The sequence below is a fragment of the Terriglobus sp. YAF25 genome (genome assembly GCF_052113305.1).
Classification (GTDB): Bacteria; Acidobacteriota; Terriglobia; order Terriglobales; family Acidobacteriaceae; genus Terriglobus.
In genome coordinates this window covers 1-12815 of sequence record NZ_JBFRCY010000142.1, presented here as the reverse complement: position 1 = coordinate 12815, position 12815 = coordinate 1, and the positions used below count along the sequence as shown (strand labels likewise).

General features: G+C 55.2%; 6 protein-coding genes. 2 read left to right on the top strand and 4 right to left on the bottom strand.

Translation table 11 applies throughout. The features are described from left to right. Positions 1-823: 823 nt before the first annotated feature. Positions 824-2221, bottom strand: coding sequence for a hypothetical protein (locus tag AB4043_RS08035; RefSeq protein WP_442301550.1), 1398 nt, complete (start codon positions 2219-2221; stop codon positions 824-826). Positions 2222-2789: 568 nt separating this feature from the next. On the opposite strand from AB4043_RS08035, the gene AB4043_RS08030 reads away from it, so the two are divergent. Both AB4043_RS08030 and AB4043_RS08025 read left to right on the top strand, forming a co-directional pair. Beyond that, positions 2790-6317 (top strand): carboxypeptidase regulatory-like domain-containing protein, encoded by a 3528-nt coding sequence (locus AB4043_RS08030; RefSeq protein WP_442306819.1) that lies wholly within the window; start codon positions 2790-2792, stop codon positions 6315-6317. Between the two features lie 19 nt (positions 6318-6336). Next, positions 6337-6570, top strand: a complete 234-nt coding sequence (locus AB4043_RS08025; RefSeq protein WP_442301548.1) for a DUF3738 domain-containing protein — start codon at positions 6337-6339, stop codon at positions 6568-6570. Here the strand turns inward: AB4043_RS08025 and AB4043_RS08020 are convergent. From AB4043_RS08020 to AB4043_RS08010, 3 genes are all read right to left on the bottom strand, one after another. After that, positions 6509-8674, bottom strand: coding sequence for an FAD-dependent oxidoreductase (locus tag AB4043_RS08020; protein ID WP_442301547.1), 2166 nt, complete (start codon positions 8672-8674; stop codon positions 6509-6511). The two genes, AB4043_RS08025 and AB4043_RS08020, sit on opposite strands and share 62 nt — an antisense overlap. Before the next feature lie 138 nt (positions 8675-8812). After that, a complete protein-coding gene (locus AB4043_RS08015; RefSeq protein ID WP_442301546.1) occupies positions 8813-10210 on the bottom strand; it encodes a helix-turn-helix domain-containing protein in 1398 nt (465 codons plus the stop codon). Between the two features lie 310 nt (positions 10211-10520). Then, the coding region (locus AB4043_RS08010) for a TonB-dependent receptor domain-containing protein (RefSeq protein WP_442306818.1) at positions 10521-12815 on the bottom strand (2295 nt) is incomplete at its 5' end.

Below are 12815 nucleotides of genomic sequence, written 5' to 3'. Positions count from 1 at the left end.
GGCACAACTCCAGGCTTGGCGCTGCTCGACTTCATTCTGTCTTTGATTCGGTCAGCCAACGAAGCGTTACCCACGCATGGGAGACATTCAAGTACAGAAGCATTTTATAAAAGCCCAAAGCATCATGTCACCCCGTACCAGGGCCGGGGTGATCCACGCGTTCTCAGCACCCTGCGGGGAGTATGAAACAGCGCAGGCCAATAGCAAGGATTGCGGCTAAGGGCTTCTGAGTCACGCCACCTTTCCCTCTTTGACTGGAATGCGCGGAGCCGAAGCGATCTTCTGACAAAGAATGCATTTATCTCTGTGCTCTTGTATCGCAGCTTGAAGTGCGACTATCGACGCATTCAAAGTGATCGCTCTGCTTTCGGTCGCAGTTGAGTCACTAAAGTTCAGATCCCGATATGCTTCGATTAGCCGGTTAGACAAAATGTCCCGTTCGGGACAACGTGGATAGGCCATGGGCACCTTCCGATCTCTAGGTACGACTCTGTTTAGATCACATTTAGCGGCAGGATCAGAACCTTCGCGGATCGATCTTATCCCGCCACCAGGATAGCCATCCCTCCCCATTTTCATGCCAGCAACCAGGAACAGATGGGCTGGAAAACCATTGGTCCAACACGTGGGCAAAGATTGATCGAATCGATGCCAGATAAGTCGGATGTCAAGAAGTGGTTTCCCGTTGGATTTCGGCGCCTGAAATATAACCGACGAGTACCAGCGTCCCGGGAAAATGCCTGGCTTGCGATGAAGTTCAGCAGATGATACAACCCAGGATCAAGCAACCGCGATAGGACGTTTCCGCCGTACTTGCATTCCTTCAGTAATAGCGGCTGGCGATGACACGCGCGGTCGGCGCATCTGCTGTAATACCGGATGTCTCGATGAGGAGCTCGAACGGCTTTAGGGAACCATCGGCTGCGCGCCCCTTCTCCAGAATTGGTGCCATCGCATTCTCATCAAACAGCAGGTCTTGCGCGGCCTCGGTACCTGCCATCGTCAGACCCTCCAGGATAAGCACTCTCCCATTCCCATCAAGGCTCGGCAGAAACGCCATCACAGCATAGGTCTTGCTCGAGTTTCCACTCGAATTGTTATGGAATAGCGCCGGCTCTCCGGCGAGTGGATGTTTGTTCACGATGGCGTCAAACGCCGAATAACTCTTGTAGTCGAACTGGAAGTTCAGCTTGTCCTCAAACAGTTCTACCCAGGGATTCGAATAGACAGACCCTATAAGAATCACATTCGAATGCTTGATGTCATCCATATGCAGCTCTCGTGCATAACGGATGACGAAGCGGTCCGGAACCATCTCCGGGAGCCGCGAGAGTCTCGATACGATATTTAGATCTGAAACGCTGGTATAGCGCGCAGAGTTGAGGTCATTTCTGGTGTCTTGATCGATGCCCGCCGGCAGAGACAGATTGTAGAGATATTGCCGGTTCTCATACTCCTTTAAAGACAGCGGCCGGCCGGCAATATCCTCGAGGAAGACAAGCCCGCTGTCAGCGGGAACTACAAACGTCTCCTTGCTCTTGCTGAAGAGTTGGCTCCAGAGCAAATGAGAACCACCACGCGGCCGCATGAAGCCGAGCCATCCCGAAAAGTACAGAGCAGTGGCGCCAAGTATGACAATGCAGGCAGTCATCCACCAAAAGCGGCGAGAGATCGCACGCACCCAGGGCATACTTGCTTCCCGCCTCGAACGAGCCTCAAAAATTGCAGTGTCGTGGATTACCGCCACTTTCGAGAGCGTATCCTTTTGCTCCTGCTTGGCCGCGCCCTCTATATGGAGAGAGGCATCTTCCGTTGATGCCGTAATGGGATCCTTGGCCGGAGTCCGCGGATGAAATACGGGAACATACCCTCCCCGTGGGATATTGATCCGGATAGGCTCATGACATCCTTCGCCATCAAAATAATTGTCCAGACGTTTGCGAAGAAGACGGGCATACTGTCGAACAATGTTGTCGTCGTTCGGGTTGTAGCTGGTGCGCCTGCCGAAAACCTGCACCCCGATCTGATACTCGGTAATCTCCGCAACTCTGCCTCGTAGCTGACGGTCGCAGACGTAAAGTAAGAACTTTGAGAGCAGGACGGAGGAGGTCAGTCCCTTACTTGCGGCAACTCTCTGTGCCAGCTTCCACCGGGCATCGTCCTCGAGTGACTCAGGAACCGGAATCTCCTGGATCGCGTCTTCAGTCAACCCATTTTTCATAGTTCCGTCCACGCTGGAGCATTTTTCCTGCAGGTGTAGTGTAGGGCTTCCGTATCTATGCGCGTTTTCCGCAAAGAAAACGCCACTGCACGGCTTCTTCCGGGATACCCAGCAACAGGAAAAGATGCTCTACCGCTGATCGCTCCTCGGAATTATCCCAAACCGCAATCGACCGCCTTCGCGCCAAGACCCTTAGCCTATAAAAGGAGGGTAAATGTGGCGTGAAACGCCGGCGCCTCTGTCGTTCAACTCATTCAGAAGAGAGCCAACACTCACTCCCGGCGCAAAAATAGAGTAGCCCAGCTCAACTATCTGAAAAGTATATAGTTGCTGCCCCTGCATAGACAGTGAGCGCCGGGCCTTTATACCGTGCAAACCCCTTCCGGAGTGGTCTTTCGGGTGCCAAGATGAGCATCTAACCAGCCCTCTTAGGACTAGTCCACTCCGGAGAAGACAAATGCGCCAGAAGTACAGCACACCCCTGCCTGACTCCCACGTAAGCGCTAAATCTCAACCAAGGCGGCGAAACCTTTCTCATGGGTTGTTCGCGCTCTGGCTTCTGTTGCTGGTGACTTCCAATCTCTTTGGGCAGGCAGTAACGTCTCTGCGTGGCACGGTTACCGATCCCAGCGGAGCCGTCATCCCTGGAGCCGGCATCAAGCTGATTTCCGCAATCACCGGAGCCATTCGCGCGGGTGTAACTGACGCCAGCGGAGCCTACCAGTTTCAGCAACTCCAGCCAGGGATATACGCACTCGAAGTGGATGCTCCCTCCTTTGGCCCGATCAGGAAGGAGAATATCGAGCTGCAGGTCGCCCTCCCTGCCACGGTCAACATCGTCATGCGGGTCGGCTCGACCAGTCAGGCGGTAGAAGTCACGACTGAGGCTCAGACCACCATCAATACGACGGACGCCACGCTGGGCAATGTCCTGAACAGCCAGCAGGTCTCAACCCTTCCCATCCAGGGGCGCAATGTAGTGGATCTGCTCAGCCTGCAGCCCGGCGTCACCTTCTTAGGCCGCAGCGACGGTTCTTCGTCCGGTACCAGCGGAGGCAACACCAGCAGTGACTCCCGCAGTGGCGCGGTGAATGGAGCGCGCTCCGACCAGTCCAACGTCACGCTCGACGGCGTCGATGTCAATGATGAGAACTATGGCTACGCCTTCGACAGCGTGCTCCGCATGACGCAGGACTCAGTCGCGGAGTTTCGCGTAACCACCAGCAATCCCAACGCCGAGGCGGGACGAAGCTCGGGCGCGCAGATCACGCTCATCACCAAGAGTGGAACCAACCGCCTTCACGGCAGCGTCTACGAGTACAACCGCAACGCCTCGTTCACGGCCAATGATTGGTTCAATAAGCGGACTCAGCTCGCGAACGGACAATCGAATCGACCGCCTGCCCTCGTCCGCAACATCTTCGGCRCAGCCATCGGCGGGCCTATCAAAAGAGACAAGCTCTTTTTCTTTCTGAACTACGAAGGCCGCCGGGACTCACAGGGAGCCGATGTAGGACCAAGGAACGTACCTACAGCGAGCCTGCGACAGGGGATCGTCCAATATGTCGCGAAAGGAGGCCAGGCTCAGACTCTGACACCGGCTCAGATCAAGAACATGGACCCTCAACACGTTGGTGTCAATCAGGCCGTGCTTGCAACCCTGAACAGCTATCCTCTGCCGAACGATCTGTCCGTGGGAGACGGCCTGAACTTCTCTGGCTTTCGCTTCGTTAACACCGTGCGCCGCTCTTACAACACCTATATCGGGCGGTTGGATTGGACCATCACGCCGAACCACACCCTCTTCTGGCGCGGCAATCTGGTGAACGATTCGGAGCCGGGAACGCCGCAGTTTCCTGGTCAGCCCGCTTCTACACGCGCTTTGACCAACAGCAAAGGCTTTGCCCTTGGTTACACGGCTGTTCTACGGGCTAACCTGGTCAATAACTTTCGCTGGGGTCTGACACGGCAAGGCTCATCGACATCCGGCATATCCAATCAACCCAGCGTAGGCTTAGCCGGAGTGGATTTGCCCACAGCCTTTTCGCGGACCAGCAGCTATATCATTCCCGTGCACAATCTGGTCGACGATCTCTCCTGGATCAAAGACCGGCATAGCTTCCAGTTTGGCGCGAATATCCGCATCATCGACGACCAGCTCGCCAGCACCGGCAACTCCTTCCCCAGCGCAGGCACCACGATCGGTTGGCTCCTGCCTTCGGGAATTGCGAATCGCGGGGTTCCGCTCGATCCGGCGGCCGCCGGTTATCCCGCTGTCGCCACCAGCTATGCCAGCTATTACAACAATGCGATCGCCGATGCCGTCGGCCTGGTTACCGAGGGCAACGCTGTTTATAACTACGACAAGACCGGCAATGCTCTTCCGCTTGGAGTACCCGTCAAGCGCGACTATCGCTGGAGCGAGTATGAACTCTATGCGCAGGATAGCTGGAAGGTACGTCCCGATCTCACACTGACGTTCGGTCTCCGCTACTCACTCTTGCAGCCGCCAACCGAGACCAGCGGCACCCAGGTAAGCACATGTGTCCTGACCAGTAACGCCTGCACTCCCTTCTCACTCACTGAGTTTTACAACCAGAGCGCACGTCAGGGCGTTACCGGGGGAACGGCCAGCAAGGTGCCTAATCTCTCCTTTGATCTCAACGGAAGATCCAATGGCCGTGCTGATTTCTGGAACTGGGATAAATCCGACATCGCGCCGCGCTTCGCATTCGCGTGGGCTCCCCACGCTAACGAAGGGATGTGGCGCAGTATCTTTGGTCAGCAGGGAAAAACCTCTATCCGAGGGGGCTACACGCTGGTTTATGACCACTTTGGGGCGGGCATCGTAAACAACTACGACACCACAGGCTCCTACGGACTTACCAGTAAGATCTCCAATCCTCCCGGTGTCCTCACCACAACCACTGCCCCGCGCTATCAAGGAGTCACTTCATTTCCCTCAGGTCTTCTACCATCAGCGCCTGCAGGTGGCTTCCCGGCTACTCCCGATCCCGAAGGCTTCAACATCAGCTGGGGTCTGGATAGCAAGATCAAGACACCCTATTCGCATCTCTTCGATCTCTCCATCCAGCGCGAGATCGGCTCCAACACCTTTGACGGGGCGCTCGAGGGGAAGGACATCGGGAATGGCACTCTCACCGCCACGCAAAACGTCTACGCTCTGTTCCAGCAAAATCTGGGCAATGAGACGGCTGCTCTTAACCTGCTTGACGAGCCGTCCGGCGGACTTGGAGCAGGGACCCTCTATCCTGCCTATCGGTTCTTTCACAGCCAATACTCCGCGCTTTATGGCTGGCGCTCCATCGGCATGTCGTACTACAACGCTCTGCAGGTGGTGTTGCAACATCATTCCTCCCATGGCCTGCAGGCCGGCTTGAACTACACCTACTCGCGCGCGATTGACTGGAACTCACAGGCTGAGCGTCTCGGCAACTCCGGCAGTGTGAACAATGCGCAGATCATCAACACCTGGGTGCCGGATCAGCTTCGTGGCCGTGCCGATTTCAATATGACTCACCAGATCAACGGCAACTACCTCTGGGACCTTCCTGTTGGAAGAGGCAAGACCTTCCTCGGAGGGACCAACCGTATTGTCGATGCACTGATCGGGGGCTGGCAGACGACTGGAATCGTGCGCTGGACAAGCGGTCTGCCCTTCGGCGTGGACGATGGCTCCAACTGGCCGACGAACTGGGACATCGAAGGCTTCGCTACCCTTTCATCCAAAATCCCTGCCGCGGCTCTCAAGCGTGGTAAAGGCGCGCAGCGTTTCGCCGATCCGGGGGCCGTCTTCAACAGCTTCCGCTTGGCCTATCCCGGCGAATCGGGCACACGCAATCCTCTGCTTGGAGACGGATATTTCAGTTGGGATACGGGTCTGAACAAGGCCTTCACATTAACCGAACGCCTTAAACTGCAACTCCGGGGTGAGGCGTTCAATGTCACGAATAGCGTGCGATTTGACCCGCACTCGGTGAGTGCCAACATGAATCAACCCGCGTCATTTGGGAACGCCAGTTCTACGCTGACCCAATCGCGCGTGCTGCAAGTCGCGGGCAGAATCGAGTTTTGATCTTTCATCAATAACAATCTTGTCCGGACCCGCGGGCCGACCTGTCGTTGACAAGACTGGTCTAACCGGGATCTACGATATGCATCTTGACATGGGCGAGCCGGACTCGCCTCTTGATCGTCTCCAATATCGCGATAGCAGAAGTTACATACGAACACGCAGAATCCGCACACCGAAACGATGTGCGGGATCTAATGGAATGACAGTTGTTGCTGGCTGTTGTAGAGAACCAGAGCGACATCCGCTCGTCTGATTGGATCATCTTCTTTGCCGTCTATATCCTTCAGCAAGGCGGCACGATCATAGTTCACGTTTCTTTTGATCTTCCCGATTGCGACCAATGAATCGACGAACTCTTTCGCCGTGAGGGAAGCATTAGGACAGAACAATGCCGGTGATTGCTTGCACGGGGGAACTGGACTTAGGGCGTGCCAGGCTTCCACCGCGGCCGAAAAATTGGAATAGAGCGGCAGATCGGTATAGCTGGCTTTGGTGCAGGATAACTTCCGGCATATTGTGGCTGGGCTGGTTGCTCCTCCCCCGCTCAACTGAAATGCACGATCCAGAATCTCCGCAGCTTCACCGCGAGTAAGGCCGTCCTGAGGAGCAAACCCCGCTGCCTTCAGGTCCATCCATTTGTGAGCGACTGCGAATTGAGCTGCCTGCCACGACCGTGTACCCATCGTCATATCGGGCATCGGTGACCTGGCAATGATGCTTCCCGATTGCAGTAAGACGGTTTGCACCTGCCCGGTAGGTACCGCCGCTGGCTGTATGCCTTCACGGACAGCTAACGCCGCTAATGTCCCCGCAGCCTGACCAGTCAGCATGGTGATCGGTTGAAGACGCGTTGCACTGTTGGCCAAGCGCGATTGTGAAATATTCTTCTCCGCCACCAGAAAACCATCGACTTCCTGCGCGATCAGCGAGCGCAGCGGAACCTCGAAGGGGCCTGAGCGGAATCCCCGGGGACGATCCGACAAGTGTTCCAGTTGCTCCTCCAGATCGCTTTCCGCATCGCAGGCATGTAAGTCATCCGGATAATCGCCAACCGCAATCGAGTCGGCGAATCCGACGACGGATATACCCCCCTGACGCTCGCGTCGGATATCGCCTGCGGTCAACGTGTATTCTCCGATGACCCTCTGGCTCTCGCGAATATACGGTAGCGCCGGCATGTTCGCTTCGATCACCTTGAATTCTTCGGGAATATTTGGGCACGAATTCTCTGTGCGATTGAACGGTGTATCGTAGCCCTCATCATTTGCAACCGACCAGAGCGGCTCGTGCAACTCGTGTTGCAGGTAATACAGGTTTGCCAACGTCTTCAGCTTTGCTTCGCAGAGAATTTTCTTTCGTGCATCTCGATCGAAGATATCGGTGTGAGTTGGAAGGTCGTTGAACCAGTTCAGAACCGTGCGCGTGATCTTGCGAGTTTCTGCCGACACATACGAATCAGGATTGGAGGAATCGGGGAGACCGCGATAGGCGTTGTGGTTCGCGAAATTGACGGGCACGGCATCGACCCATGGGTTACCGTCAACCTGCCACTTGGCCTGAAGGAGTGGCAGCCATTTTTCGTATTCCGGCGGAGTGTGCTGCATCCGGAGTTCCTGCGACACACCGTTCGGATACTTCTTGATGACCATGGTGTAGGTGAGATCCTGCGTACAGGACTTCCCATTATCAGGTCCTACCGAACGTCCGCTACGGAACCTGGCCGGCGTCAACGGGATTACGTCTCCGAATTCAGTGGCATCGATCAGGACTTTGCTTTGCAAGGTACGTCCATGCGCGGTGATCACTCCAGTAACGGTCTTCCCCGTCGTGGTGACCCGCGCCACACGATCTTCCAGGATGAGGTCAATGTGTCCCCTGCCGTCGGGAGTATTGTTCACCTCGGTAATCATCCCGTTCAGGATTTTCCGAATCGCTGATGGCTCAAAGCAGTGGCCGCCGGAAGACCAATAGCAGGTCCCGACGGACTTTCCGCGAGCCAGGTAGTAAGCCCCCATGCGTGTCAGGAACTCACGATAGATACCCGATGGAGGCGTGAGATTGTTGCCTTCATCCATGGTGCTGACTGCAGCCGCGGCCATTTGACCGCCGATCCAGTCCGTCTCCTCCAGCAGCGCTACGCGCGCGCCAAGCCGGGCTGCCTGAATCGCTGCCGAGAATCCTCCAGTACCAGCCCCTGCAACGACAACGTCATAGCTCTTCGAGCTGCCTTGCGCTACAGCACCTACGCCAGGCAGAAGAAGTGCAATTCCAATGAAAGACGGCAGGCAGCACGCGAACAGCATCGCGACGCGAAATACTATTGGCTGGAAGAGTCTGTGGACAGTCCCTGGGGTCATCTCGGCGGCATCTCCCTTGCGATCTAAGAACGAGCCTGACGACTCGCGCAGAACCCATGAAAGAATTCCACCGCGGTGGAACCATTGACCAGTTCCACGTCGTAAATGTAACTATTGTTACGTACCTGTTTCTGCTATTTACGGCTTGCTCGGAACGATGGGATGAGCATTGAAGGGTCGTATCGCACCCAGCCTGGCTTGAATCGGTGCCCCTTGGTTGACCTCACAAAAAATGACCGCCTCGAAGTACGGGGTATTCATTTTTTGCAGTGCGTCATTGATCTCCCGAAGGCCGTCTTCGGAAGTTAAGTAGGTGATTAGGGCAGTCGTCTGGGCTCCCTGAACCAGCAGGATTCGGGCGCCGTCATTGCCATGCGGGAGTAAAGCCACAATGCCCGGGGTGACTTGACGGGAGCCGGGCTCGGATACCAGAGGGAAATCCCGAGGGTTCGTGGGAGAACTCAGCCGATCGACGACGCGGGTCTCGTAGTCCTCCATCTGGAAGCCGAGCTGATCCAATTCCGTTTGGTAGGTCGCTAAAGATCTCTTGGTTCCGAGGGCCACGATATTCTCGTGGTCCACGATTTGCTGCGGGGTATTCGCCGAACTGGAAAAATTGGACCGGACACCGTATCCATCCATATAACGCGCTAGCTCAAGAGAGGCAAACGTATCGGAAGCGACAGTGTAGCCCTGCCACGCGGTAGGGTCAGTGTGACTGGTGACGAGCTGGCTGATCGCCGCAGACTCTCGCCACTGGCTGGGGGTGTTGATCAATATGTCGCGAACAATCAGCCTTCCGCCGTTCGGCGCCGGGAAAGAAAAGAAGACCGGCGCCGGCAGTACCATTCGCATTGGCTTGCCGTTTTCGAGAACTCGGCTCCAAAACAAAGGCAGATCGCGATGGGGTGCGCCAGCGACATTCCTCTTGGTAAGGACAACCTTAAACAGGAGCGCCGTACAGACTGCCAACAAGAGAAGGATCGCAACCGCGAAGGGCGTTGCGATGATGGGCCGACTGGGCGGCTCAGGGGTTACCGCGATAGTTGGAGGCGGGGCACTTGCATCTTCGCCAATGGCAAAGGCTTTCCGGCCTTCGGGTTCCGCTTCTACGAAGGGCTCTGCCTCGTCCGCCGCCACGAAGAGCAGCTGATGAGATCCGACCGGGATCGCAATTCGCCGGGAATGATCTGCGCCCTCTTCCGCGTAAAACTTTTCAAGCGATTTGCGCAATCTTCCAATCTGCACTCGGACAGTCGCATCGATCTTGGAGTCGAAGTCCGGTCGTCGCCCGAGAGCGTCCGTTGCAATGGCGTACTCGTTCAGTTCGTGATCGCGGTTTTCCCAGAGGTAAAGGAGCAGCTTCTTGAGAGTAATGCTGCGGACGAAGGTGCGACTCTGCAAAACTTGATCGAGAAGACGTTCGTCTTCGCGCATTTCAGCAATCGCGGTGGGTTCCGTTTGCACTGCTCGGAACTCTAGCATCTCCATGGAGGATTGACAATCGATCAGCTTACTAGCTTCAAGGACGCTCATTCACCTCGTTAAGACCACGTAACTTGCATCGAACTTCAACCCAATCCGTCCATGAAGATGTCGAACGTTTTCTGTTTTGTGGCTTTCCCACTTGAGCGATGATCGCTCTGTTGTGTGGTTCTGCTGTCGTGAAGTCGAGGTATCTCGAAAACGTTGTCGATGAAGAGGGCGCTTCGATTCGAGAGACTTGGCCGTCATGTTTCGCTTGCTTGAGAAACAGACGGCCAGCAAGCTCCAGCTATGAGCGCTGAAGAAACATTCGTGAGGAACCCTTGTCCAGAGCTTTCGTTCTGGACAAGGGCTTGCCGGCTTAGAAGGAAAGCTTTAGGGCAAGTTGTAGACTTCGTGGCTGGTTCGATTGCGACGAGATTTGTCCGAACGTCGTTGAGCCATAGGTTACTGTCGGCTGGCCAAACTGGACCTTGTTCAAGAAGTTGTAGGCCTCAAACCGAAATTGAACTCCATATCTTTCCCGGAAGCGGAATTCCTTTATGAATGACAGATCGTCCTGGAAATGGAAGGGGCTGCGCATCAACCCCGACGCGCGAGGAACATCTCCAAGCTCGAAAGCCCTGGTGGGGCGGAAGGCATTTGGGTTGAAATACCCCACCTCTGTACCGCCACCCAACCTATTCTTGACTGGGCCTTGCGTTAATGGATTCACTCCTGGAACAAAGCTGGGGCGGCTACCAGAATACGCAGCACCACCTGTCTCAGTGAGGTCTAATGGGAACCCCGATTGGATGAAGACGATGGTGTTCAGTTTCCAACCTCCAAGGAACTCGTTCACCCAAGGCCGGACGTTGCTCCCAAATCGTTGTCCTCGTCCGAATGGAAGAGTGTAGTTCCCAGTCGCTACGAAACGTTGCGGGACATCTGTAGGGAGATAAGAACGTTCAATATCCATACGATAGTAGTTTTGGTAGGCGGGAATTCCGTTTTGATTGAATCCACCCGTCGTGTAATCAGAAACATTGCCGAGAAGCTTAGACCAGGTTAGAGCCACCGTTGCTACCAGATTTTTTACCCGACGAACTGTGAGGTAGGCCTGGAACGCGTTGTACGACGTGGTTCCAATATCGTTCTGAAATAGAGCCAGTGTGTTATTCGTCAAACCTGTGTTCAGTGCATATTGCGGATAGGCAGCGAGGAGTTGCTGGCGTCGGACCGTTGCGGTATTTAGCTGCGATGAGGCGGCCGCCTTGCCATAAAATGGATTGGGAACTGCAGCGGCGAGATATGCGGCTTGAGTTCCTCCAGGATCTCCAACCGCACCCCAGTCTTTCGGCTGCAGATCGTTCGGGTTCGAGTTGATCGGCAGGTGCGTGCCTTTCGATCCCGCGTAGTTCAAGTGAAGGACGAGACCTGTCGCCAGCTCTTGTTCCACACCAAAATTCCACTGCTGAATATAGGCCTGCGGATTGTGATAGAGGAGTCCCGACACGGAATTACCCGTGCTGACCTGAACGCCTGCGGAAGCTCCGGCCGGTAAGGCGACGCCATTGGGCAAAGGGTTGTCCATCGTAGTTGTTGGGACGTCGCTGAAAGCGTACGTTTTGGCCGTATCTTGCGTATACCCCATCGTTGCAGAGCTATATATACGCTGTGACGTCGGTAGGAAAAGCATGTTATATCCGGCACGCACAGCAGTACCGGTGTAGGGGCTAAAAGCCAAACCCACACGAGGGCTCACCCTGTTGTAGTCCTGCCAAAAGCCCGCGGAATTGCCATTTGCTCCAACGTATTGCGCACCTCCGGTAAATGGAAACGAGGAGGTCGAGAACGGGTTGGTCGCGTTCAAATCAATCGACGCCCATTGGTTATGCCGCTCACGCATCGCACCCTCGTGCTCATATCTCACTCCCAGATTCAAAGTAAGATTCCGGGCAAGTCGCCAATCGTCTTGAATAAACACCGAGTTATACCACTGGTGCATTGCAAACTCGGCATTACGGACCAAGTGGGTATCCGAGGGAACGCCAAGCAGGAAGGAGGCAAAGGCATCGAACTGACTTGGGTTAGCGGCAGGCGCGTTGAATGCATTTGGGCCCCGCGTTAATAGATTGCTGAAGGTGAACGTACCGAGCGGATTGGCGAATGAAGGCTCGTTCTCATAGATCAACCGGCCATCATAGCCAACATTCAGGGTGTGAGTGCCCTTTTGCCAGGTAAGCAATGGCGCCAAAGAGTGCGTGTAGTGGTCCCATCGATTGGAGCCCGCGAGATATCCCAATGTGGAGAAACTCGTCATGATGAGATAAGGAATGCCTGGCGTCTGTTGCTCGCTCAAGAAGTTACTTGAGAATCCGTAGGGCCTCGGATCGATGCCATAGCTCCCAGAGATCTGCTGGTTCCTTTGATTTGCAAACCCGTACGTCACTTGCAACAACATATTTGGCGAGAATGTCCACGTATCGCCCAAGGCGAAGAGATATGCACTGATTGGCTGGTACACAGCATTGGAACCTGTTGGTTTGTCGAACCAGTCGTTCTCGCGGTGCTTATTGACGCTGTATGTTCCACGCGCGAACACTCGTTGCCGTTCTGAGAAATTGTGATCAATACGAAAGTTGTACTGATCGTCAACGTCGGTCTGCCTTTGTAC

What these genes read in the sequence shown, in the direction of transcription:
- AB4043_RS08020 (WP_442301547.1), bottom strand. Translation starts at nt 8,674, where the DNA reads ATGACCCCAGGGACTGTCCACAGACTCTTCCAGCCAATAGTATTTCGC.
- AB4043_RS08035 (WP_442301550.1), bottom strand. Translation starts at nt 2,221, where the DNA reads ATGAAAAATGGGTTGACTGAAGACGCGATCCAGGAGATTCCGGTTCCT.
- AB4043_RS08015 (WP_442301546.1), bottom strand. Translation starts at nt 10,210, where the DNA reads ATGAGCGTCCTTGAAGCTAGTAAGCTGATCGATTGTCAATCCTCCATG.